The sequence below is a fragment of the Halobacillus sp. GSS1 genome, from assembly GCF_017307035.1.
Lineage (GTDB): Bacteria > Bacillota > Bacilli > Bacillales > Halobacillaceae > Halobacillus > Halobacillus litoralis.
Window position 1 is genome coordinate 83618 of the sequence record NZ_JAFLHE010000007.1, and the last position, 25074, is coordinate 108691.

Annotated in this window: 21 protein-coding genes and 1 other annotated feature; of the genes, 8 read left to right on the forward strand and 13 right to left on the reverse strand. The window is 42.3% G+C overall.

From position 1 onward, the window contains the following. The first annotated feature begins 116 nt into the window (after positions 1-116). Complete coding sequence (locus J0K78_RS13910; RefSeq protein ID WP_160916264.1) at positions 117-920, forward strand: NAD kinase; 804 nt, start codon at positions 117-119, stop codon at positions 918-920. Positions 921-1262: 342 nt separating this feature from the next. Here the strand turns inward: J0K78_RS13910 and J0K78_RS13915 are convergent, their stop codons facing one another. From J0K78_RS13915 to ezrA, 5 genes are all read right to left on the reverse strand, one after another. After that, positions 1263-2852, reverse strand: a complete 1590-nt coding sequence (locus J0K78_RS13915) for an amidohydrolase (protein ID WP_206947602.1) — start codon at positions 2850-2852, stop codon at positions 1263-1265. 199 nt (positions 2853-3051) lie between these two features. After that, on the reverse strand, positions 3052-4263 hold the full coding sequence (gene thiI, locus J0K78_RS13920; RefSeq protein WP_206947603.1) for a tRNA uracil 4-sulfurtransferase ThiI: 1212 nt from the start codon (positions 4261-4263) through the stop codon (positions 3052-3054). 5 nt (positions 4264-4268) lie between these two features. Next, complete coding sequence (locus J0K78_RS13925) at positions 4269-5408, reverse strand: cysteine desulfurase family protein (RefSeq protein ID WP_206947604.1); 1140 nt, start codon at positions 5406-5408, stop codon at positions 4269-4271. A 117-nt stretch (positions 5409-5525) separates the two neighbouring features. Further along, on the reverse strand, positions 5526-5861 hold the full coding sequence (locus tag J0K78_RS13930) for a hypothetical protein (RefSeq protein WP_206947605.1): 336 nt from the start codon (positions 5859-5861) through the stop codon (positions 5526-5528). Positions 5862-5873: 12 nt separating this feature from the next. After that, positions 5874-7565, reverse strand: a complete 1692-nt coding sequence (ezrA, locus tag J0K78_RS13935) for a septation ring formation regulator EzrA (protein WP_206947606.1) — start codon at positions 7563-7565, stop codon at positions 5874-5876. Positions 7566-7724: 159 nt separating this feature from the next. Between ezrA and hisJ the strand changes: the two genes are divergently transcribed. After that, positions 7725-8528 (forward strand): histidinol-phosphatase HisJ, encoded by an 804-nt coding sequence (hisJ, locus tag J0K78_RS13940; protein ID WP_206947607.1) that lies wholly within the window; start codon positions 7725-7727, stop codon positions 8526-8528. On the opposite strand, the gene refZ is transcribed toward hisJ, so the two are convergent. After that, entirely contained in the window at positions 8518-9117 is a 600-nt protein-coding gene (gene refZ / locus J0K78_RS13945; protein WP_160916278.1) for a forespore capture DNA-binding protein RefZ, read from the reverse strand. The two genes, hisJ and refZ, sit on opposite strands and share 11 nt — an antisense overlap. Before the next feature lie 122 nt (positions 9118-9239). On the opposite strand from refZ, the gene J0K78_RS13950 reads away from it, so the two are divergent. Next, positions 9240-9719: a GAF domain-containing protein gene (locus J0K78_RS13950; protein ID WP_206947608.1), complete on the forward strand. Its 480-nt coding sequence runs from the start codon at positions 9240-9242 to the stop codon at positions 9717-9719. A 45-nt stretch (positions 9720-9764) separates the two neighbouring features. Here J0K78_RS13950 and J0K78_RS13955 read toward each other — a convergent pair whose 3' ends face one another. Then, a complete protein-coding gene (locus tag J0K78_RS13955; RefSeq protein ID WP_206947609.1) occupies positions 9765-11648 on the reverse strand; it encodes a sensor domain-containing diguanylate cyclase in 1884 nt (627 codons plus the stop codon). 550 nt (positions 11649-12198) lie between these two features. On the opposite strand from J0K78_RS13955, the gene rpsD reads away from it, so the two are divergent. After that, on the forward strand, positions 12199-12801 hold the full coding sequence (gene rpsD / locus J0K78_RS13960) for a 30S ribosomal protein S4 (RefSeq protein ID WP_160916284.1): 603 nt from the start codon (positions 12199-12201) through the stop codon (positions 12799-12801). A gap of 154 nt (positions 12802-12955) precedes the next feature. Here the strand turns inward: rpsD and tyrS are convergent, their stop codons facing one another. After that, positions 12956-14224, reverse strand: coding sequence for a tyrosine--tRNA ligase (tyrS, locus tag J0K78_RS13965; protein ID WP_206947610.1), 1269 nt, complete (start codon positions 14222-14224; stop codon positions 12956-12958). Positions 14225-14314: 90 nt separating this feature from the next. Continuing rightward, positions 14315-14526, reverse strand: a binding site (T-box leader). Between the two features lie 120 nt (positions 14527-14646). Here tyrS and J0K78_RS13970 point away from each other — a divergent pair. The 4 genes from J0K78_RS13970 to J0K78_RS13985 all read left to right on the forward strand — a co-directional run bounded on the left by J0K78_RS13970 (position 14647) and on the right by J0K78_RS13985 (position 20440). Next, on the forward strand, positions 14647-17847 hold the full coding sequence (locus J0K78_RS13970; protein ID WP_206947611.1) for a transglycosylase domain-containing protein: 3201 nt from the start codon (positions 14647-14649) through the stop codon (positions 17845-17847). 121 nt (positions 17848-17968) lie between these two features. After that, entirely contained in the window at positions 17969-18613 is a 645-nt protein-coding gene (locus J0K78_RS13975; protein ID WP_160916290.1) for a GNAT family N-acetyltransferase, read from the forward strand. 4 nt (positions 18614-18617) lie between these two features. Continuing rightward, entirely contained in the window at positions 18618-19265 is a 648-nt protein-coding gene (locus J0K78_RS13980; protein WP_206947612.1) for an acetoin utilization AcuB family protein, read from the forward strand. Then, complete coding sequence (locus tag J0K78_RS13985) at positions 19262-20440, forward strand: acetoin utilization protein AcuC (RefSeq protein ID WP_206947613.1); 1179 nt, start codon at positions 19262-19264, stop codon at positions 20438-20440. Before J0K78_RS13980 ends, J0K78_RS13985 begins: the two co-directional genes overlap by 4 nt. Before the next feature lie 36 nt (positions 20441-20476). On the opposite strand, the gene motS is transcribed toward J0K78_RS13985, so the two are convergent. The 5 genes from motS to ytxJ all read right to left on the reverse strand — a co-directional run bounded on the left by motS (position 20477) and on the right by ytxJ (position 25021). After that, positions 20477-21262: a flagellar motor protein MotS gene (motS, locus tag J0K78_RS13990; RefSeq protein WP_206947614.1), complete on the reverse strand. Its 786-nt coding sequence runs from the start codon at positions 21260-21262 to the stop codon at positions 20477-20479. Beyond that, positions 21252-22079 (reverse strand): flagellar motor protein MotP, encoded by an 828-nt coding sequence (motP, locus tag J0K78_RS13995; protein WP_206947615.1) that lies wholly within the window; start codon positions 22077-22079, stop codon positions 21252-21254. The genes motS and motP overlap by 11 nt, the downstream gene beginning before the upstream one ends. Before the next feature lie 51 nt (positions 22080-22130). After that, positions 22131-23129 carry a catabolite control protein A gene (gene ccpA, locus J0K78_RS14000; RefSeq protein WP_206947616.1) on the reverse strand — a complete coding sequence of 333 codons (999 nt, stop codon included), beginning with the start codon at positions 23127-23129 and terminating at the stop codon, positions 22131-22133. A gap of 311 nt (positions 23130-23440) precedes the next feature. After that, complete coding sequence (locus tag J0K78_RS14005; RefSeq protein WP_160916301.1) at positions 23441-24499, reverse strand: bifunctional 3-deoxy-7-phosphoheptulonate synthase/chorismate mutase; 1059 nt, start codon at positions 24497-24499, stop codon at positions 23441-23443. Between the two features lie 204 nt (positions 24500-24703). Further along, positions 24704-25021: a bacillithiol system redox-active protein YtxJ gene (gene ytxJ / locus J0K78_RS14010; protein WP_206947617.1), complete on the reverse strand. Its 318-nt coding sequence runs from the start codon at positions 25019-25021 to the stop codon at positions 24704-24706. Positions 25022-25074: the final 53 nt, after the last annotated feature.

A 25074-nucleotide genomic window follows, 5' to 3' on the forward strand; every position in this document is an offset into this window, starting at 1 on the left:
ATTACACCCCTCAATTCAACAATGTTAAACTTTCCCGATTTGTTTGAAAATTGTGTGCGGTTTCAAGAATGAAATGATAAAATGACATCAAGCTATACATAAAAGGAGGATGCTAGATGAACGACCAACGAAGAAATTTATACTTTTTTTATCAACAAACCGAAGAATTAAATGATAAATTGGAATCATTATTCCAGCTGGCACGCGACAATAATTTTCATATCGTCGAAGATTCCACAGATGCTAACATCATCATCGCTGTAGGAGGCGATGGCACCTTCTTGCAAGCTGTCCGCAAAACGGGCTTCCGTCAAGACTGCCTGTATGTAGGGATCCGGACCGGGCATGAAGCAGGTCTTTACTGTGACTTCGACATCGATGATCACGATGAAATGATCGATGCGATGAAGAATTCTGAAGTTGAAGTCCGCCGTTTTCCCGTCATTGAAACAACGATTAATAATGAGTCTACCTTCATGTGTTTGAATGAATGCAGCGTGCGCTCGACATTGATCAAATCCATCGTCATTGATGTCCACATCGATGATCTCCATTTTGAAACGTTCCGCGGAGACGGCTTAATTATTGCCACTCCTACTGGAAGCACCGCTTATAATAAATCCATCAACGGTGCGGTGGTGGATCCGAAGCTTCCTTGTTTCCAAATCAGCGAGCTTGCTTCTCTTAACAATAACCGTTATCGCACACTCGGCTCTTCCTTTATTTTAAGCGGAGAACGGTCATTAAAGCTCAAAGTCCGGCAAGATGGAAATGACTATCCTATTATTGGTATGGATAATGAGGCTTTTTCCGTTCGTAACATCCAAGACGTTACCATCAACCTCAGCGAGAACGTTATTAAAACCGTCAAACTTAAAAATAATACGTACTGGGACCGTGTAAAACGTACGTTCCTGTAAACTCTTCTAAAAAGGAACTTCCGAGACATCGGAAGTTCCTTTTTTAGTTTAAAATATATCTATTATCACACAAGCTCCCTTAAATTGAAGACTCAGTTTCGAGACAATAGGGTGGTTCTAGGGGCTCCGTGAAAAGGTTCGCTTTCCATGGGGCGGGCGGTGAGACTCCTGCGGGATAAAAGTGCTTGGTGAGACCCCACAGGACGCAGTCCGAGGAGGCTCACTAAGCTCCCGCGGAAAGCGAGTTATTCCCCGCAGCCCCCAACCACTCCACAAAAGTCTCGAAACTGAGTCTTCAAGAAACTTGCGCGTTTTTTGAATAACTTTCACTGATATCGGTGGTTATGACCGTTGGTAGACGATTTCCTCGTCTACGACGGTCATGGTAACCGTTGCGTCTGCGAGTTCATGTGATTTCAGTGCAAAAAGATCCCTGTCTAATACAGTAAAGTCTGCAAGGAATCCTTCCTGAATCATCCCTTGTTCATTCTCCTTGTGAATCGCCTGCGCACTCCCTTTCGTGTAAAGGGAAATGGCTTCATATACCGTAAGCTTCTCTTCCGCTTGATAGACGGCGTGGTCATAAGACGCTCTTCTGTCTACAGCGGCACGGATGCCTAGCAGCGGATTGATTTCTTCAATTGGGGCATCTGATCCTCCTGCACATTTGATTCCTGCATCAAGCAGTGTTTTCCATGAATAAGAATTCTTCAGTCTTAAATTTCCTAGTCGTTCCATGACCCACGGAAAGTCAGAAGCAACGAAGGTTGGCTGTATATCCAAAACGACATTTAAGCGCTGCAATTGATGAATTAACGCAGGACTTAGAATTTGTGCATGAATGATACGGTCACGTTCCCCATTCTTAAGAGGATTGGACGCAATGGCTTTGGCCACAGCTTCCACCGCTCCGTCACCAATGGCGTGAACAGCCACCGGCATATCCCTTTTCCTTGCTTCTTTTACAAGTTGATCAAGCTCTTCATCTGTATGGATAGCTACTCCATAGTTTTCGGGATCATCTGCATATGGATCTTTTAACCAGGCCGTTCTTCCACCTAAAGCTCCATCAGAGAAGATTTTCAAAGCCCCTAATTCCACGAAGTCCGTCCCTTTTTTGAACCCAAGTTTTTCTTGGTCTACCTGTTCAATGACGCCATGATGAATCAGAAGGTGGGCACGAAATTTTGTTACCTCACCGTCTATGACATGCAGAAAAGCGTCGTACGTTTTTTTGAAACCACCATAATAATTCAAGTCTTCACTGTGGCCTCCAACAAGACCAAAAGAATGCATATCCTTAACTGCTAAGTCCGTAGCTTTCCTTAAATACTCCGGCGTAACTTCAGGCATGGCCGCTTTGATAAGTTCCTGCGCCTGATCATGGAAAAATCCAGTCGCTTCTCCGTCTTCCCCTCTTACAATTACACCACCCTGAGGGTCCTGGGTACCTCTTTCGACCCCAGCCATGTTCATGGCTTTTGTATTGGCTAGTAACGCGTGGCGGCAGACCCTTGTAAGCATCATCGGGTGTTCCGAAGAAATTTCATCAAGTTCATCTTTATGTATGATGCGTTTTTCTTCCCATTGGTTTTCATTCCAACCATCACCGATGATCCATTCTCCAGGTGGCAGTTGTTCTGCGTGCTGATGTAAGGCCTGTTTCACTTCTTCTGCAGACTTCATAAACGAAAGATCGAGCCTCATTAAACGTTCGCCATGGCCGATGATGTGTAAATGACTATCGGTAAATCCAGGGTACATGACAGCCCCTTTCAGATCATGTTCTTCCGTAATTTCATCTTTGTAGGTTTGATATAAAAGCTGTGTATCACCAACCGCTTTCACCTTTCCTTGGGAAGTCACAATCGCTTCCACCCATTCGCCTTCTTTTTTCATCGTATATATTTTCCCACCATACCAGAGCTTCACTTTTAACACTCCCTCTTTCTTCCTTTTATCTATACCATAAGCTATATGCGGAAAGAAATGAAGTACAAGCTATTAAAAGAATGACCACGATTGTCCCGAATGGTATTGAGAGTTCAATTCCTGATTAATACACAGGTGAAGTTTTAATTATTTCCTAGAAAATAAAAAAGCTCTGGCCATTAAGGCCAGAGAGATAACTCTACAGTAAATCATCAAATTCGTCGTCTTTCTGCCCTGATTGATGATCAGGAGAGACTTCAATGGTATAGGATTCTTCCAATGCTTTTTCGATATCCTCCGTAAAATCTGAATTGGATTCATAATAATTGGCATTTTTGCGCGTCGGCTTCGTTTTAGGAGCTTTCGGAACGAATACAGTACAACAATCTTCAAATGGGCGGATGGATATATCATAGGTCCCAATTTTTCTGGAAATATCGATAATTTCAAGTTTGTCCATAGAAACTAGCGGCCTGATAATCGGGTAATTAGTAACCTCATTGATGGTATGCATGCTTTCCATCGTCTGACTGGCAACTTGTCCAAGGCTTTCGCCGGTAGTGATGGAAAGAAGGTCATTCTTAGCAGCTAATTGCTCACTGATTCGCATCATCATTCGGCGCATGATCGTCATACTATACCCTTCCGGCATTTCACGATGAATTTTTTGCTGGATTTCTGTGAATGGAATAACATGGATTTTCACTTTTGAACCGAACTTTGATAAAGCTTGAGCAAGATCGATGACTTTTTGTTTCGCCCGTTCACTTGTGTAAGGAGGAGAATGAAAATGAATCGCTTCAATTTCAACGCCCCGTTTCATCGTCAAATAACCGGCGACAGGACTATCGATTCCGCCTGAAAGCATCAACAAACTCTTCCCTGTTGTACCAACTGGCAGTCCACCCGCTCCTTTGTAATCTTGTGCCGTCACATAACACCCTTCGTGACGAACTTCTACTTTTATTTCTACATCAGGATTGTGTACATCGACCCTTACGTCTTCCGTTTGACGGAGGATATGCCCCCCCAATAATGGGTTGAGCTCCTGTGAAGGAATAGAAAAAGTTTTATCTGTCCGCTTTGATGAAATCTTGAACGTACGTGCATTCTTTGCGTCATGAAAGGCAAGCATCACAGCTTCTTTCATTAGCTCCTCTTCTTTTTCCACTTTGACAGCGAAACTGAGGCTGTGAATACCGAAGACCTCCTGGCATTCTCTCATTACATCATGAGGATTTTCCCCATTCAGCAGGACAAACATGCGCCCTTGTGTTTTCTTAATCGTTGTATTTGGATACTTTCTTAGCTTTATAGCAATGTTACTTTGCAGTTTTTGTTCAAATGCACGTTTATTTTTCCCTTTCAACGCCATTTCACCGTATCGAATCATAATTCGGTCAAAATTCATTATGCTCACCTCATCGTCGCTTGTAAGTTTTCAACTGTTTGATCTAATGTTTTCAGGAACAGATCGATTTCCTCTCTTCTATTGCTTGTAGAAAGACTAACACGCAAAGCGGATGTCGTCCGTTCATAGTCCAAGTTACATGCCTTGAGAACAGCGCTCACGTCCGGCTGTTTGGAAGAACAGGCAGATTTGGTTGAAATAAATATGCCTTCTTCCCCAAGAGCGTGAATAATGACCTCAGGTTTATATCCTGGAATAGAAAAATTCACAATATGGGGAGCCCCGTCCTCCGGTGAATTGATTCTACAAAAGTCTCGGAGCATGAGCCCTTCCCATAACATTTTTCTCATTCCACTTAAGTGGTCAATTTTTTGTTCGCGATTTTCATGAAGCAGTCGAAGAGCTTTTACAAATGCTACTGTCCCAGGCAGATTTTCTGTTCCCGCTCTTACTTCCGCCTCTTGACTTCCTCCATGCAACAATGGAAAAATACGCACGTGCTTTTGCATGAGTAAAGCCCCGGTCCCTTTCAATCCATGAATCTTATGACCAGAAAGAGTACAAAGATCAATGCCCCAATCTTTTAAGGGTAACTCTATTTTTCCTAACCCTTGAACATGATCGACATGAAAAAATACTTTAGGGTAAGCTTTGAGTAATTCACCGATTTTTTGTATGGGCTGAATGGTACCAAGCTCATTGTTCACACTCATGACACTGACAAGAATCGTATCATCTCTTAACGCTTGCTTTATATCTTCAGGGTTAACTTTCCCGTTCTGATCAACATTTATATAACTGACTTCAAAACCCAATGTTTCCAGTGCCTTGAATGCTTCCATCACAGAGGGGTGTTCAATCTCAGTCGTAATCAAATGTTTTCCTCTGGTTTGATGTTGAAGCGCAACCCCTTTGATCGCCATATTATTTCCTTCCGTACCCCCGGATGTGAAGACCACTTCCTGTGGAGAGACGTTTAATAGCTGGGCCGCTTGTTTTCTGGATCGATCCAATAAGCGTTCAGCTTCACTCCCGAAACGATGGACGGATGAGGGATTGGCAAAATATTGGTCGGCGACTTTTTGAAAACTCTCCAAAACTTCGTCATGCGGATGAGTTGTGGCACTGTTATCTAGGTAAATCATGGGCTCTGACTCCTTTGTTTTCGAATTGCAGCTCATTATTTTATCATAACATGAAGTCAAATGGAACACTTGGTTTAGGAACAAAAAAAGCACCTGCCTCAGCAGGTGCTTTTCATCTTAACTGTTGTCCGCATCATTTAATTTAAGAGATTTAAGGAGGGTATCGATACTTAGTTTTCCATCTTCACGGACATCCTTGACCCAATCTTTCGTCAAAGTCTTTTCTCCTATGATTGTTCCCCCAGCCTCATCGTCCGCTCCTACGTTTCTTTCAAAGAAATCAGCGATTCGCTGATCATTTAAATTTTTACCTTCTGAATTCATAGACCTGGTAAAACTATGCTCCCCGCTCTCTAACACACCCGTATCCGAGTTTATAGAAAATACGGTAAAAACACTTGCCCAGGTAAGAACGGTTACTAAAATTAACCCGATGATGATTCTTTTCTTCAAATGAAACACTTCCTAAACCAGGACTTCTTCCTCTTTATCAATTTTAGACAATGCAGCTGGATCCACTTCTTTAATGGCCTCTTTTGCTAGAGACAGTGCTTGATCATAATGATAAGACCTGAATCTTTCCTCTGCTTCAAGAAGTTTAGCAGCTAAGATCGGGTATTTGCTTCTATAGCGATTGCCGCATTGAATGACTCGTTCAGCAAGCTGAGCTGTCTCCATAACCGATTCAGCATCCTGACTCAACTGCTCAGTCATACCCATAGCTTCATCAAGTTTTTCATTCACTACAGCCATATCCAGCGGCTGTGCTTCAAGGCTTTGAAAGACTTCATCCACTTTGTGGCTCGCCGCTTTCATATCTTCATAGATAGAAGTAGGAATGCCCGGGATGTTGCTTCTCTTTAAACGTCGATGAGTATCTAAGAGAAGACTCTCCATCTTCGTCAACTTTTGTTTAGCTTCTCTTTCATCTTTTCTGAGGTTTTGTACACGCTCATGGAAATATTTATGCTTTTCTTCGAGTTCTTGCAATTGTTTTTCGGTATCTTCTACCTCTTCACGGAGAAGAGAATAGGAGGTTTCTCCATCGCCTCGTCTGAAATCGAGGCTTGTCACACGTTTACGCATTTGATTAAACCACTTTTTCAAGCTTCGGTGAGACTCCAAATGATCTTCCTCCACTTGATACGTTTGTTGGATTTCTTCTAATTCCCGTTCCGTGTCCGCCAAAACGTATTCCAGCTCATCCAACTGAGCTTTAAGCGGTACAAACTGTTTCTCCACATAATGATGAGCTACTGCTTCTCTTTCCAGCAGCTGATACATTTCCTGAATTCTTGCTTGAATTTCTTCTAACGACTCTTCGACCCCTGATTGGTCTCCCTGCTCCATTTGCACGAGCAATTCCTCCAGAGACCGCTCATAATTATGTAACTCCGGAAGAAAATCAAAATGAGAGATCCTGTACCCTTCCGCCTTCATCTCTTCCACACCATTTTTCAGCTCTTTCAACTGTTCAGGCAGATCAATTTTCACCTGTTTCAAACGATCAGGAAAATGTTGGACATCCTCTTGCAATTGTGTAGTCTCCTGCCGAATCGTTTGCACCAGGGTATTGGCTTCAATGTAATCACCCTGCTCGGTTAACTGTTCATATTTACTAAGCTTATCCTTCAATTCACCCACTCTTTGTTCAAAAACACGGACCGCTTTGCCATATTGATGGCGGTTTTGAATAAGTAGTTTGGTGAGTTCTTTCAATTCCGGCTCCATCGATTCAATTTCCAAGCGGCTCTGCTTTTCGGAATCAAGGAGGTCTTCCAGTTCTTGAAGCATCATTTTAATGTCTTCCTCAATGGCTACTAACTTTTTCTCTGTGTTTGCCAAGACCACTTTCACGCGTTTATAACGATAGCGATCCGCCGCTTCTTCTGCATCGAAAAGGTCTTCTTCCAGCTCAGGCAGTTCTTTTGTCAGTATTTGATCCCAACGGGCCCGCCAGGCTTCGAACTTTTCCTGTGTCTCACCGGAAAGGTTTAAACTTTTCACTTTGGATAATTCTTCAGTGACGCGCCGGTTCATGATATCCATTTTCCAACCTTCCAGGCGATCCACTTCATCATAGACCTTTTTCCGCCAAATCAGCCCTATGATGAACAATGCGATGAGTAGTAAAATAGCCCCGATGACGTACTTCATAAATAGCCTCCTTACAATAAACGTGCCATACGGATGTATTCCGTTCCGAATTGTGATTTAGTTGTCTATAATGATACCATGTAAAACATCCTTTTGGCTAAAATATTTCAAATTTATTATCATATTGACAAAAAATTCAAGCACAAAGGAGAGACGACTATGATTGATGGTCACATCCATACCCCATATTGCCCACATGGATCTTCAGATACCCTTAAAAGTTACATTGAACAAGCCATAACATGCGGGTATCAATCCATGACATTCACAGAACACGCACCGCTTCCTTCAACGTTTGAAGACCCCGTGCCGGAAAAAGATAGCGGGATGTCTTTAAACCAAGTGGAAGAATATTTACAAGAAATCGACCAATTAAAAGAAGCATACAAAAAGGATATTCACATTAAGAAAGGATTTGAAGTTGACTATATCGAAGGGTATGAAAAAGAGGTGGAAAGCTTCCTCCATACTTATGGTCCCTCTCTTGATGACAGCATCCTATCGGTCCACTTTTTACAAGGACAAAGCCGGTGGTACTGTATCGACTACAGCCCGGACACGTATAGAGAAGCCATTCATGATTTTGGCGGGGTCGATCAACTTTATGATACCTACTACAAAACGCTAACCCGATCGGTTCTCAGTGATTTAGGTGAATACAAGCCGTCCAGGATTGGTCATATGACACTTGTGAAGAAGTTTCAGGAACTTTATCCCGCACCGGCTAATTGGGAAGAACTGGCTCATTCATTTCTCAAACTTGTTAAGGATCAAGGATACACCCTTGATTATAACGGGGCAGGAGTTGTGAAAGAGCATTGCAAAGAGACTTATCCACCATTAAAAATGGCACGAAAAGCCTCTTCGATGGGCATACCTTTAATCTATGGTTCTGATGCTCATACGTCATCAGGTCTGGGGCAAGGATATAGCTCTGTCGATTCTCAGATTCTCAAGCTTTAGCAAGCTCCTGGACGGAACGATGATCGTTCATAAGTCCACTATACATGTCTACAAAGTGATTGAGAGAAGCATCTGTAATAAACGGATCTTTAAACTCATGTGGCATCATGAACGGAGCATTTAAGAGTCCTTTTAATTGAAGCAGGCATAATTTTTCTTTGAATGTCACATCAATGTGGGAGTTTTTATGAAAAAGGATTTGGGTAAGCAAATGATTCTCTTTTGCCAAGTAAGTGACGAGCATTTCTCTCGCAAATGTTGTGTTTAACGTCAGCTCCCTATTTAACAAACAAGATAGTTGATAATTCGACTGTTTATAATGTAGAATTTTTTTCACTAATTCATTTAGACGATATTCGCCTTCTGAGGGTTGCTCGTTTTCCAGCATTTCAAGATAAGGCTCAAAATAGCTGACAGCGAGCGATTCAAAAAGGCCTTGCTTGCTCTTAAAGTAGTAATGGATCAGCGAGACATTGACATTAGCTGCCTTCGCGATATCCCGGACAGATGTTCCATTGAAACCTTGGCTGTAAAAAAGGCGGCAGGCTACATCTAACACTTTGTCACGCGTTACGTTTGGTCGGCTCATTATTTTTCCCCCTCAGGAAAGGATTCTCTATATTTGTTGGATTTCCTGCTTGCAATCGTCCATCAAATACCGACAGAAAATTCTGATTTTTGTCGAATACTATATGCTCAGGAGGTATTTTGATGTTTCAAACGACTTCTTACTCAGGTTCAAAAAATGAAAAATATGATTTGGTCATTAAACAATTAAAGGCTCTTATTGAGGACGAGCCGGATCAAATCGCTAACTTATCCAATGCATCCTCTCTCCTCAACCAATTCTTAGATGATGTGAATTGGGTCGGCTTCTATTTGTGGAAAGAAGACCAGCTTGTTCTGGGGCCTTTCCAAGGACTTCCCGCTTGTGTTCGAATCCCATCAGGCAAAGGGGTTTGTGGTACAGCCGTAGCCGATAACGAAGTTCAGCGCATTGAAGATGTCCATGCGTTTCCAGGTCATATCGCTTGTGATGCCGCAAGCCAATCTGAAATAGTCGTTCCCATTTTAAAAGATGGTGAAATTTTCGGTGTGCTTGATATCGACAGTCCTTCCAAAAAAAGATTCGATGAAGTGGATGAGGAGAAATTGGTCGAATTCGTACAAACCTTACAAAAATACATTTAACACAAAGAAGCCGCTGGAGTGGAAAACACTCCAGCGGCTTCTTTGTCAGCTTCTTTCTTTTATTGGGTGAGCCGTTACAATTCGATTTCTTCCTGAACTTTTGGCTTTATATAAAGCTTGATCCGCCTGTTGGACAATTTGTTTACGTGTGGGTCTGACCCATTCTGCCTTCCACGGAGCAATCCCACAGGAAACAGTTACAGCAGGAGAAGTGGACATCGCTATCTTTTCACGGATCATTTCGGTCAAATCGTGGGCTTTTTCAGATGGAAGCATCGGAAGGTAAACCGCTAGTTCTTCTCCACCCCACCGTGCAGAAAGGCCATGATTCCCTATCACTGCTTTGATAATATCAGCTACCTGACAAATGACCTCGTCCCCCACCTGGTGACCATAGGTATCATTGATATTCTTAAAATTATCGATATCAAAGAGAATCAAACTACCTTGCTCATCATGTTTGACATGTTTCTCCACGCATTGGTCCAAATGAACCCTTGAATGAAGTTTGGTTAGATAATCAGTGATGACCGCTTTCTCCAACTTCTCTCTCAGGATTGAATTCGCAAAAGCAAGCGTGGAATGAGCGACAAGCGATTGCAGAAGTTTGAATGACTCAAATGTAAAAAAATATGGATCTTTATGGAGGACAATCGCAAGACCACTGATATGTTCGTGGTCTTTCATTGGAACGGCCATCAGAGAACGGTAAGGCAAAACATGTTCGATTGGCTTTGCATCCAAATCACCTATGAAAAGCGGGCCCTCTTGATGAGATATGGATTCTTTTACATAATGGATAAGCGGTGTTGAGTCAGACGAAGCGAAATATTCTGTACTCCCCTCTAGAACGGTGGGAATCGCAGGTTCTTCATATGTAACAAAACCAACTTCATCCGCATCAAAAGACTGTTGAATTTTATAAGCCATATAGCGAATCTTTTCAGTTAATCGCATATTGGAGTTGAGTTTTTGTGATGTAGAGTTAATCAATTGCAAATCACTGTTTAACTTTCTTGATTGCTGATAGAGCTGAGCATTTTCAAGAGCCTTCCCCGCTGCTTTTGCTATGAAAATGAAAAATTCGATATCTTTTTTTGGAAAATGTAAATATTCCGGGGTTACAACTTTCAAAACTCCATAGATGCCTTGTTTTCCTTTAAGAGGGGCGTATAGAATCGATCGCTTTTCTACCAGATGGTCTTCCATTTGTACTTCTCCAGTTAAATAAGCCTGTGTACTTGCACTTGACTCAAGATCCATGTCATAAGTGAGCTCGCGTACAGGGAGGTCATTATCTTTCGTGTAATCATTCGACAACAATAAATAGTATTGAAAATCCGGATAGGTTTTTCTTAGAGTTTCAATAATTTCTTTTAACACTCCATCTGTATCGATAGAGGAATGGAAGTGAGAAGTTACTTTGTATAACAACTCGTATTTTTTCTCTTCCTCCATGGACATGTAAAACCCTTCGATTTTTTTAATACATTTCGTAACCTCTGACCCAATCGCATGCAGTAAATCCTCCTGCATATGCAAGGCAGCCGCTCCCTTCAGAACCAGATACCCAAAGACATTTCCCCCAGAGTGTAGTGAGGTGACCCGCAACGAAGACCCCACTTCTTTCGCATCAATAATATGTTGTAGGTCGGATTGATTCGGCGTCTGGGTATATAAATCATTGAGAGAAAAATGACTTCTCAGTGATTCTCTCATGTACCTGTCCTTTGAATGGATTTGAAACCACCCTTTCCATTCATCCAGCAAATATATAGCACAAAAAGAGGCTTCGGAAAATTTCTTTATTTCATCAGTCAGGTTGACAACAAACTGTTCATACGTATAGGGTGATTCTGAGATAAAATATCGGAACAGACGACCTTGCAGTTTTTCCATTCTCTTCTTGATGAGGGATTGGACAATCATTCGACTCACCTATCTTCCCTAACAAACGATTTGAGTATATTGTACCATTACTTTAATCATAAAAACGACCTTGAATATGTAAAAATATATCTTTATAACCTTTTCACTTTTATATCATTCTATATCTGTTTGCCTGGAATCAGCCAACCTTACCTTTTTAAAACTGTATCTATTAGAAACATCGCGATAAACACCAGAAGAACGATAGGCACGGAACATAATGGATCCTTTCACCAACATGGGGATTCTCACACTAAATATAAAAAATACCATAATCACTATATTTCTTACGATCCACTCTTCCATACTCGACACCTTTTTTATTTCAGTCCCCTTGACTTCCGTATCTATAAGGATTACAATGTTCTTTGTGTAAAATAAATGGCAGCCTATGTGAACCACCATTGTCATCATTTTGTTCCTCTCTTTGAGGTGCATCGTGTAACTCTCTGCTGCTGGGGCGAAGGTGCATGAAAACATAATGAGCAATGACCGAAGGGACACACTGTTTTTATTTTATGCAAAATAAAATAAAAAGGAGGAAATTCCTATGGCACGTTACACAGGTCCAACCTGGAAAAAATCACGTCGTTATGGTATTTCTTTAAGCGGAACTGGTAAGGAGCTTGAAAAGCGCCCTTACGCTCCTGGACAACACGGTCCAAACCAACGTAAAAAACTATCCGAATTCGGTCTTCAACTACAAGAGAAGCAAAAGCTTCGTTTCATGTACGGTTTGACTGAGCGTCAATTCCGCCGCTTGTTTGAAGAAGCGGGTAACATGAAAGGAATCCACGGTGAAAACTTCATGATCCTTCTTGAATCCCGTTTGGATAATATCGTTTACCGTCTAGGTCTAGCTCGTACGCGCAACCAAGCTCGTCAGCTAGTTACTCACGGTCACGTTACAGTAGATGGCGGTCGCGTTGATATCCCATCTTACCGCGTAGCGCCTGGTCAAATGATCAGCCTTCGTGAAAAATCTCAAAAGCTTAACGTCGTAGAAGAAGCGATCGAAGTAAACAACTTCGTACCAGAATATCTTACTTTCGACGAAGACAAGCGTGAAGGAACGTACACTCGTTTCCCTGAGCGTTCTGAGCTTCCTTCTGAAATCAACGAAGCACTTATCGTTGAATTCTACTCTCGTTAATATCTGCTTTTGCAGATTAACGACAAAGCGCCTTTGGAATGTTATTTACATTTCAGAGGCGCTTTTTTTATTTTAAAATGGTGAAGTGAGTCAGTTGCTCTAAATAACCCATAAATAAAGAGGCGGACCATAAACGGTCCGCCTCTTTGCTTTGTTATTGGAACTTAACCAAGAAATACTTTTTCTTTCCACGGCGGATAATGGTAAAGCGATCCTCAATACGATCTTCCTCACCGATTGTATGCTTAAGATCCTGATTACGTTCCCCGTTAATGTAAACGGCCCCATTGCCGATGTCCTCGCGCGCCTGACGCTTGGAAGAAGAAATGCCTGCATCCACGAGCAGGTCGAGCAGCTGCGGTTCTTTTTCTTCGGAATGGTAAGTCGGCACATCTTTAAATCCTTGCTCAATTTCTGCGCCTGATAAAGCTTTGATATCTCCACTGAATAAAGCAGCAGAAATTCGCTCCGCCTGTTTCAAGGCTTCCTCATCATGAACGAGCTGGGTCATTTCTTCAGCGAGACGACGTTGAGCCACACGCTTTTCAGGCTGGCTTTCTACTTCTTTTTCCAACTCAGTGATTTCTTCTATGCTTAAGAAGGTGAAATACTTCAAGAAGCGGATGACATCCCGATCATCTGCGTTGATCCAGAACTGATAGAATTCGTAAGGAGATGTTTTCTCAGGATCAAGCCAGATGGCTCCACCAGCTGTCTTCCCGAACTTCGAACCATCCGCTTTCGTAATCAATGGAACAGTCAGACCATAGGCTTCCACTTCTTCTTCTCCTGCCGCAGACCTTCTCAGCAGTTCAAGTCCCGCCGTAATGTTCCCCCACTGATCGCTTCCTCCAATTTGGAGCGTGCAATTCTCTTTCTGGTACAATTGTTGAAAGTCAAGAGACTGCAAGATCATGTAAGAGAATTCTGTATAGCTGATTCCCTGTTCAATACGGGACTCTACAGAATCTTTCGCCAACATATAGTTGATTCCAAAATGTTTCCCGGTATCCCGAAGGAAATCGATGATGGTCATTTGAGATAACCATTCATGGTTATTGCGCGCAACCGCCGCATTTTCACCTTCATCAAAATTCAGGATTCTCGCTAATTGTTCTTTAATACTCTCACTGTATCCCTGAACAACCTCCGCACTGTTCAATTGTCTTTCACTTGAGCGGCCACTCGGGTCCCCGATCATTCCCGTACCGCCACCGACAAGTGCAATCGGACGGTGCCCTGCTTGCTGGAATCTTTTCAACATGAGTACTGGAAGCAGGTGTCCAATATGAAGACTGTCCGCTGTCGGATCAAAGCCGCAGTAAAGCGTTACTTGTTCTGACGCCAGGTGTTTTTTTAAACCTTCTTCGTCTGTCATCTGATTGATCAAACCACGTTGTTGCAAATCCTTCAAAATATTCATTGGATCACTCCTCATTCTTTAATAGATAGACTTGTGCTAAGGTCTAAGAGATGAATTTTCTGAAAACAAAAAAAGACCTCGCTCCCTGTAAAAAGGGACGAGGTCTCGCGGTACCACCCTTGTTGCACACACACACGTATCATGTGCCACTCCGATCGATAACGGCATTTCACCGTCTTCTGATTCATACCAGAAGAATGCTCCAGGTCGTAATTCAAAAACAACTGTGTACCGACTCTCACCCACCATCGGCTCTCTGAAACAGGGAATTGTTTTTTACTCCAGTCCTTCAACGCACATATATTCATCTACGTATATATTTATCACAACACAACCCAAAAAGCAATAAACCAGAAGGAGAATTATATCCTATCTTCCTTGGGTGTGTTATAATATTGGTGGATTTTTTAGGAGGTATTATCATGTCTAATAAACCGGAAAACGGGCGAAAAAAGCTGGATATACGCTCTTTATGGCAGAGTGGCACCATCCAGAAAAATGGCCGGATCACCTATGATGTCGTATGGAACGTCATCTTATTTTTTATCATCATCGGTGTTATCGGGTTATTCTTCGCAGGTGGTGTAGGCGCCGGCTATTTCGCTTCTCTTGTGAAAGATGAAGAGGTCAGAAGCGAAGAGCAGATGAAAGAAACGATTTATAACTATTCGGAAACCTCGACCATGTTCTTCAACGATGAAAAAACAGAGATTGGAGATGTCAGGTCGGATCTCTATCGTGAAGAAGTCCAATTAGAGCAGATTAATAAACATTTGAGAAATGCTGTAATTGCGACAGAGGATGAATATTTCGGGGAACATAAAGGTGTGGTTCCGAAAGCGGTCATGCGGGCTGTTGTTCAGGAAGTGACCAACTCCTCCGTCAAAACAGGTGGAAGTACCTTGACCCAGCAGCTGGTTAAGAACCAAATCCTGACGAACGAAGTATCGTTTGAACGTAAAGCCAAAGAAATGCTGCTGGCTTTAAGAATCGAACGATTCCTTGATAAAGATGAGATTTTGGAAGCCTATTTAAACATAGTACCTTTTGGCAGGAATGCGAATGGTCAAAATGTGGCAGGCGTACAAACTGCAGCTCAAGGGATTTTTGGGGTAGATGCTAAAGATTTAACATTAGCACAATCCGCTTATATTGCAGGATTACCTCAATCACCCTTCGGATATACCCCTTTCTATAATGACGGATCGATAAAAGAACCAGAAAATTTAGAAGCGGGGATCGACCGCATGCACGAAGTTCTTGAACGTATGCATGAGGCTGAATACATCACCCAGGCAGAGTATGATGAAGCGATGAAGTTCGAGATTAATGAAGAAACGTTAACAGATCCAAAAGCTACGGTTCTGGGTACTTATCCTGCTATTAACCAGGAAGTCCAAGGTAGAGCGAAAGCACTCATTAAAGATCACTTAATGAAAGAAAACGGTCATACCGAAAAAGACCTTGCAGAAGACGACGAGTTAAGTGAGGAATATGAGACGATGGCAGAGCGTGAACTTTCTGCCGGAGGATACCAGATTCATACCACACTAGACAAGGAAGTCTATGATGCTATGCAGAAAGTGAGAGATTCCTATACAGAAGGGAACTGGCCATGGGGGCAAAAAACGGTCTTGGACAGTGATGGACAAGAATTTAAAGAAGATATTCCTCTACAATTAGGTAGTGTGCTCATTGAAAACTCAACAGGTAAGATTTATGGATTTATTGGCGGCTATGATTTCGAGGTAGAAAACATGAACCACGCAACTCAAGCTGACCGCTCAAATGGTAGTACAATGAAACCGCTCCTAGTTTATGGGCCAAGCTTTGATATGGGAGAAGCTCAGCCTGGTTCTGTTATTGCAGATGTTCCATACAACTACAAATCAAATGGACAAGAAGTAAGGAACTTCTCTAGGAAACATCGAGGTTTTGTGTCAGCAAGGTATGCACTAGCAAAATCTTATAACGTACCTGCAGTAAAGCAATATAACAAAATCTTAGATAAGAACCCAGTTGAAAAATATCTCGATAAGATGGGCATGAAAGATAACTTATTAAAAAATGTAACGATAAATGGCCGGGTATATAATGATTATGAGTCCGAATCAATGGCTCTTGGAGCCCTTACTACAGGAATAACCGTAGAGCAGAACGTAAACGCTTATGCTACATTCGGAAATATGGGTAAATTCGTAGATGCGTACATGATTGAAAAAATCGAAACAAAAGACGGGGAAACCATTTATGAACACCAAGCGGAAGAAACAGAAGTATACAGCCCACAAGCTGCCTATCTAACTATCGATGTCATGCGGGATGTTTTGGAATACGGAACTGGTTCAAGGGTCCGCGGTTTACTTTACAATCGTGGAGTTGACTGGGCCGGAAAAACCGGAACATCACAACAAACCCGAGACTCCTGGTTTGTAGCGACAAACCCAAATGTCACAGTCGGCATGTGGACTGGTTTTGCAGAAGGAAACATGCAGCACTTGAACTATAACTCGCGTACGCAGGGCTTATGGGCGGACGTTGTAAACGCCGTATCTGAAATCCGACCAGAACTGATGGTTCCTAAGAACGACTTCCAAAGCCCGGGTGGTTTGGTGACGCGTTCATATTGCGCAACATCAGGACTGCTGGCCTCTGACCTATGCTCTTCTGTTGGGCTTGCCAAGAGCGATCTATACGATGCCGACTATGCACCAACAAAAGTAGACGACAGCTTGATCAGCGGTGATTTTGTCCGTGTCAAAGATCAACTGGTCGTAGCAGGTCCGAATACACCTGGTGAATTTATTATCGATGGTGGAGGCGTTACTCTCAGCCCTGAATTCTTAGAAGAAAATGGGTACACAAGCTCTGAAGTATTAAGAGAACTCTTGCCGAATTCAGGCGCATGGTCCAATGTGGCTCTTCCTTCTACGGATAGTATCGGATCGACCGCTTCTTCCATTGATAATGATGGACAGGCACCAGCCGCACCAGGGTCCGTGAGTGCTAGTGGATCGGCCATTTCCTGGTCACCTTCCTCCAGCAGTGATGTTGTAGGATACCGCGTTTATCGCGCTTCTACACCAGGAGGATCATTCACTCAAATTGGAAGTACAGTCGACAATTCTCTTGGATTCTCAGGAGGAAGCGGAATTTATGCCGTAAGAGCCGTAGATTACTTCGGTCAGTCTTCGGGATTATCCGGAACGACGACGGTAGGAAATCCCGGCGCACCAGAACCTTCTGATGATCAAGACACCTCCTCTAATAACTCAGGAGGAAATTCAAACTCAGGAAATGATTCTTCCAATAACGGATCTTCCAATGATGGGGACGGAAACTCCAACGGTTCGAATGGAAATGATTCTGGAAATGATGAAGGAAATTCAGATGGTGGACAGTCAAACGATGGTGAAGGATCCGGAAACAACGATTCTGGAGAAAGTGGATCTGGAGACGATAACTCCGAAGGGAACTCCGGTGAGGACTCTGGCGGAGAAGGATCTGACGATGGCACTGGAGATGGTTCCGGTTCTGACTCTGAAGAGGATTCTGACTCTGGTGACGGGTCAGAAGGTAATGATTCTGGAGCAGATGATGGATCAGATCCTCAGGAAAATTAAATCATGAATGAAAATCCGATCGGCTTGCCGGTCGGATTTTTTCATACACCATGAAAAACAAGCATGGTTTCATGTATAATGGAGGAAATTAGCAAATTAATCTATGTCAGGTGGTGGCTGAATGAATCATGAAAAGACGTATCATTACGAGGCATTTGACACAGAACATGGACCTGTCATCGTAGAAGGTCCATTGCCCTCTGAAGATCTTGAGAAGTACACGTTCCATGAAGGTTTGACGGCCTTCCGTCCCCCGGAAAAACAATTCGAGGCGATTAAAGGGATTGCAGACTTCGAAGAAGGACGCATTATTATTGCAAGGCACAATGAGGAAATTATCGGTTATGTAACCTATCTCCATCCAGACCCTCTTGAACGTTGGTCGGAAGGAAATATGGAAGACCTCATAGAGCTTGGAGCAATTGAAGTCATTCCAAAATTCCGCGGCTATCGAATTGGCTCGCGTCTATTAAAAGTCTCCATGATGGATGAATATATGGAAAACTATATCATCATTTCTACGGAATATTATTGGCACTGGGACCTTAAAGGAACAGGACTGAACATTTGGGATTATCGAAAAGTCATGGAAAAAATGATGGCAGCAGGAGGCCTTACTCCCTCTCCTACTGACGATCCAGAAATCATATCCCATCCTGCAAACTGCTTGATGGTGAAGATAGGAAACCATGTCTCTGATTCATCTGTTGAACAATTTGATAAATTGAGGTTCTTAACAAGGCATCAATATCGCACGAGGAGGTAGTCATATGTTAGTGGAAGAAATCATGAAAGAGAAAGTTATTACCCTTTCGCCTGAAGAAACCATTGAAAAAGCTTTGAAACTCCTTCACGAACATCATATTCGTCATATCCCAATCATCAACGAAAAAAATGAAGTCATTGGCATCGTCTCAGACCGTGATGTTAGAGATGCAAGTCCTTCAGTCTTTGACAAAGAAACCGCTCATGAAGAGCTGAAAAATCCAATTCGATCCATCATGACCTCACCCGTAACAACGGTGCACCCGCTGGATTTTGTTGAAGAAGTAGCCTCCATTTTTTATGAGCAGGAAATTGCCTGTGTCCCTGTGACCCGAGATGAAAAACTGGTAGGAATTATAACGGAAAAGGATATGTTGTATACGCTCATTCAACTGACGGGAACTCATGTCCAAAGTTCACAGATTGAAGTTAAAGTGATTAATAAACCCGGAATACTGCCTCAAGTAACTCAAGTGTTCGGTAAAAGAAAAGTGAATATCAGCTCTGTCCTCATCTATCCCTATAAACCGGATCCCAAATATAAAATCATAGTGGTAAGGATCCAAACCATGAATCCCCTGCCTACGATTGAGGACTTGAAATCTGAAGGCTACGAAGTACTGTGGCCTCAAATGCCAGGGATTCCATCATGACCTGTCATGCTGGATTTGTGTACTCCGATGAATTTACGACATACCGCTTTCGCGACGATCATCCTTTCAATCAAATGCGTGTGGTGATGACAAAAGATTTGTTAGAATCTGCAGGTGCGTTATCTGAAAAGGACATCATTGCTCCACGATTGGCTACAGAAGATGAATTATCGCTTGCGCACAGCAAAAAGTATATTGAAGCTGTCAAAAAAGCAGGGCAGGGGTTATTGACAGAAGATGAGGGTATGGAGTTCGGGATTGGTACCGAAGATACTCCAATTTTTAAAGGCATGCATAAAGCATCTCAGTTGCTTGTTGGAAGTACATTATCTGCTATAGATGCAGTTATGGAAGGAAAGGTGCAGCACGCATTGAATCTTGGCGGTGGTTTGCACCATGGTTTTGAACGTAAAGCCTCTGGTTTTTGCATCTATAATGATGGAGCCGTAGGCATTAAATATATCCGCGAAAAGTACAAGGCTAAAGTCTTGTATGTAGATACCGATGCGCACCACGGAGATGGCGTACAATGGGCTTTTTATGACGATCCGAACGTGTGCACTTTTTCCATTCATGAAACAGGACGATACCTTTTTCCTGGCACTGGAAACGTAAATGAACGTGGGCTAAAAGAGGGGTACGGTTATTCGTTTAATATCCCCATCGATGCTTTTACAGAAGATGAATCTTTTTTAAGTGTTTATGAATCCGCTTTCAGAGAAATTGTGAATTTCTTCAAACCGGATGTCATTGTCACTCAAAACGGTGCGGATGCTCATCATTTTGATCCTTTAACTCACTTATGCTCCACGATGAAAATTTACGAAGCTATTCCAAAACTGGCTCATGAACTTGCTCACGAATACTGTGAAGGGAAATGGATTGCTCTTGGAGGAGGCGGGTATGACATCTGGCGAGTGGTCCCGCGGGCCTGGGCACAAATTTGGAAAGTAATGAATGACCAAACCCCTTTCCAGGGGGCCCTGCCAGTGGAATGGGTTCAAAAATGGCAAAAAGAGGCTCCGGTGGACTTGATGGAAACCTGGCATGACCCCCCTCATGCATTCAAACCAATTCCACGCCGGGAAGAAATAACAGAAAAAAATAAAAAAGTGTTAGCAAAAGCCTTACAATTAATCCACAATCAGAAGAAGTTCAATACTAATTCTATGTAAAAAAAAGCCACTACTCTCTTGCAGTAGTGGCTTTAATTAAGTAGAGGGGCTTTCGTAATCCGGGTCAAGAATCACAATTTCCACTCTCCGGTTTTTACTCCAATTTTTTTCTGAATCATTCGGTGCTACGGGTCTTGTTTCTGCATAAGCGACAGCAGTAAAACGCTTGGGATCTAACCCTTCCGTGTTTGTAAGGATATAGCGGATGACGCTGCTAGCTCTAGCTCCAGATAACTCCCAATTTGAAGGGTAACGATAAGTGTTGATCTGCCGATTATCGGTATGCCCCTCTACTTTAACGAAATTCGGAATATTCGTTAAAAGGGTACCGACTTTCGTTAAAAAAGGTTTTGCTCCATCAAGGATTTCAGCACGGCTCGTTTCAAATAGCAACTGTTCTTCTAAGACCAGTACAACCCCCCGCTCTGTTTGAGTAGCTGCAATAATGTCACTGAGGTCGTTCTCCTTAAGATATTCATCGACTTCTTTTTTTAATGCTTCAAGTTCTTCCGTCTGCTCATCCTCTTTAGATGCCACATGATCAGGCGTTTCTACAGGGTCTTCAAACTCATTGTTTTTTTCCCCGTTCTCTTGAATTTTCGTTTGTTCTGTTGGATAGTCGCTCTCGATAGCCGATGGATAAAAGTCAAAAATCATCCGATTACGGAAGGACTCTGCTATGGCTTCAAATTTCACTAAATTAATTTGAGACATGGAGAATAAAAGAATGAAAAACACAAGTACCAGTGTAATCATATCCGCATATGTAGTCATCCATTTGGGTGCACCTTTATTCTTTTCCCTTCTACGCTTAAGATTCATTAGCAGTAGCTCCTAATGGATCTTCCTCTACTTGTTCCTTTTCTTCTACATTCTTATCACTTTCAGATAAAAATGCGCTCAGTTTTTCTTCCAGAATTTTAGGATTCTGCCCAGACTGCACACCAATAACACCTTCAATGATAACTTGTTTTATGAATATCTCTTCATACGTTTTGTTTTCAAGCTTTCCAGCCATTGGGATAAAGACGAGGTTGGCAAGCAATGTACCATAAAAGGTAGTAAGCAGGGCTACAGCCATTTGAGGACCAAGTGTTGCAGGATTGGATAAGCTTTGCAGCATAAGGACGAGACCAATCAATGTCCCAATCATTCCCCATGCCGGGGCATATTCTCCTGCCTTCTCAATGATAGCTCTCCCTCTTTGATGACGCTCTTCAACGGCCACGATTTCTGCTTTCATAATGTCATTGATGACCTCTGGTTCAATACCATCTACAGCAAGAAGGATTCCCTTTTTAATAAAGGGATCTTCCACTTCTTCCAGTTCTGTCTCAAGAGCAAGTAAACCTTCTCTCCTTGCTTTTTCAGATAAGCTTACAAACAAGGAAATCAATTCTCTTAAATTCAAGTCACTCGTTTTAAAAGCCTCTTTAGTTACACGGAACGTCAGCTTCACTTCTCTCATATTGAAGTTTACTAGAATCGCTGCTGCAAGCCCCCCAAGAACGATTAAGATCGAAGACACTTGAATAAACGACTTAAATCCTCCGAAACCAGCGTTTGCCATGATCCCAAACATGACCATGGCAAAACCGACTGTAATTCCGATGGGAGTCAATAAATCTTTTTTTGTCATTCCACTCTCTCCTCAGTTTCGAACAAGTACCTTATAGTACATATATCGGTACTATTTCTGCTGAGTTGAGTTTCTTTCGATAATTCTATGCGGCAAAATGACATTCTGCTCTTCCACTTCTTCTTTATTCATGAATTTCGTAAGAAGACGCATGGCCACGGCGCCAATATCATACATTGGCTGCACGACTGTAGAAAGCGTCGGACGCACCATCGTAGCTAGGCGGGTGTTATCAAAACCAAAGACTTCTATGTCCTCCGGAACACGAATGCCACGGTCTTGCGCACCATGAATGACACCAAGTGCCATCTCATCTGAAGAAACGAAAATAGCCGTTGGCTGGTTGTCCATCTCGACAATCTGTTCTAATGCTTCAAGGCCAGAATCATAGGAGTAATCGCCTGTAACCATCCATTTTTCCGGCTGTTCTTCGCCACTTTCCTTCATAGCACGTGCAAAGCCTTCTACTTTTTCAGTATTAATGACCGTGTTTTCAGGACCAGAAACAAAAGCGATACGATTGTTATTTTCAAGCAGCAGCTTTGTTGCATCATAAGCAGCTTCTTCGTAATTAATATTTACAGATGGAGTTTCTTTTGTCTCATCTACCGTGGCAGCAAGTGCAATAGGGACAGAAGAAGTTTTGAATTCACGGATATGATCTTCTGTAATATCTCCGCCCATGAAGATCAAGCCATCCACTTGTTTTCCTAACATGGCATTGATTAAATGAAGCTCTTTATCTTTATTCTGATCGGAGTTACTCAAAATAATATTGTAATTGTACATCGTTGCGATATCTTCGATTCCTCGCGCTAGTTCAGCAAAGAAAATACTGGAGATGTCAGGAATGATTACTCCAACGGTTGTCGTTTTCTTACTTGCTAATCCACGAGCGACCGCGTTCGGTCGATACCCTAGTCTTTCAATGGCGTCATGTACTTTTTTACGAGTCGCCGGCTTAACATTCGGATTCCCATTCACAACCCTTGACACCGTCGCCATCGATACATTTGCCTCTCTCGCTACATCATATATTGTTACATTCATCATGCATCCTCCTTCGTCAAATCCAGTCGTTCATTTTTGTTCAATAGGATAATCATACGATAAATCGCTTACCCGCGCAATATTCGTAGCTTTTCTCTGTATTATTATACCCTAATTATTATAACGGATAGCCGTTTCCCTGCAAAAGAATAAGATAAAAGGGTACCTCCCACCCTTGAAATCTCTATTTAGATTACTGAAGTGAGAAGAGCTTGAAAACAAAAAAAAGTTAGGCTAGCTGACCAGCCTAACTTTTCACTTCCATTGTTTGTTCTATAAAACTTTACAATTGTAAAATGGGGGTCTTTATTTTATTTTTTTAACTCTTCCATGAAAGCATGGAATGTAGGGATATCCATTTGTTGCGCTGAATCAGACAGGGCTACAGCTGGATCAGGGTGAACCTCTGCCATGACTCCATCTGCACCGATGGCTAGAGCTGCTTTGGCAGCAGGTAATAGTAGATCACGACGACCGGTAGAGTGTGTGACATCCACCATTACAGGCAAGTGAGTTTCCTGTTTTAAAATGGGTACAGCAGAGATATCTAGGGTGTTTCTCGTCGCTTTTTCATACGTACGGATACCTCGTTCGCAAAGAATGATATCCTGGTTCCCTCTGGAGATGATGTATTCCGCTGCATTAATGAACTCCGAAATTGTAGCAGACATTCCTCTTTTTAATAGGACCGGTTTATTCACAGAACCTGCTGCTTTAAGAAGTTCAAAGTTTTGCATGTTACGTGCACCGATTTGAATAACATCCAAGTAATCCAGGGCTTCTTCCAAGTCTGCAGGGTTTACGATTTCACTGACAACCGCTAAATCTTGTTCGTCAGCGGCCTGCTTGAGCATTTTTAGACCTTCGATACCAAGTCCCTGAAAGTCGTAAGGAGATGTTCTAGGCTTGAACGCACCTCCGCGCAAAAGTTTAAGCCCTTGGTCTTTAACAGCTTTTGCAACTGTCGATACTTGTTCATAACTTTCTACGGAACAAGGCCCCATAATGAAAGAGGGTGATCCATTTCCGACTTTTTCTCCCTTGATTTCTACTACTGTGTCTTCAGGCTTTTTCTTACGTGATACAAGCAGGGCCTTCCTGTGATCATCTTCTTGCAACTCTAAAGCTGCCTTGAAGATTTCCTTGAATAAGTGAACGATTGTTGAATCCTCGAAAGGACCTTTGTTATGTTGAGATAATTGATTGAGCATCGCTCTTTCCCTAACAGGATCAAAGCGGTTCATCCCTTGCTGCTCCTTGATTTGACCAATTTCCTTTACCAGATCACCGCGTTTATTGATTAAATTCAAAAGCTGTAAATTAACATCATCTAATTGGCTACGCAGCTGGTCAAGATTTTGATTACTCATTATGTTCGTCCCCCTACCAAGAATTTAGTGTTATGAAATGGATGAATACTTTAAATAATTAGGGACAATTATAGCTAATATTTCGACAGTTGTCACCCCTATAAAGGGTTTTCATGAAATTCTTTATCAAAAGTTTATCTAACCTTAATCAACAATACTGTCCTAAACCAAAAAAGGCCTGCTTTTTTACAGGCCTTGACGAAGTTAGACTTCCAATAATCTTTCTTTTGTGATGGCCGAATGACTGTCATGCCAAACGGCTTCTCCTTCTTGAAACTGAATGACCTGAGGTGACTCATGACGAACTCCAGTGAATTCAGCAATATGGTTGGATAGTTCTCTTGAATCCTGTACATAAAGTATGAAGCATGGAACAGATGTCTCTTCAATAAAACGGAGAAACTGCTCTTGAGCTGCAGCACTGATCGGGCAAGTGAGACTATGCTTTAGTAAGAAAAACTCTTGATGCATTTCTATGATGTTTATAAACTCCTCTTTACTTTTAATCACTTCATGTTTCACGTTTATTCCTCCTTCAACAGAAAAGATGGAGGTTGATTGTTCAACCTCCATCT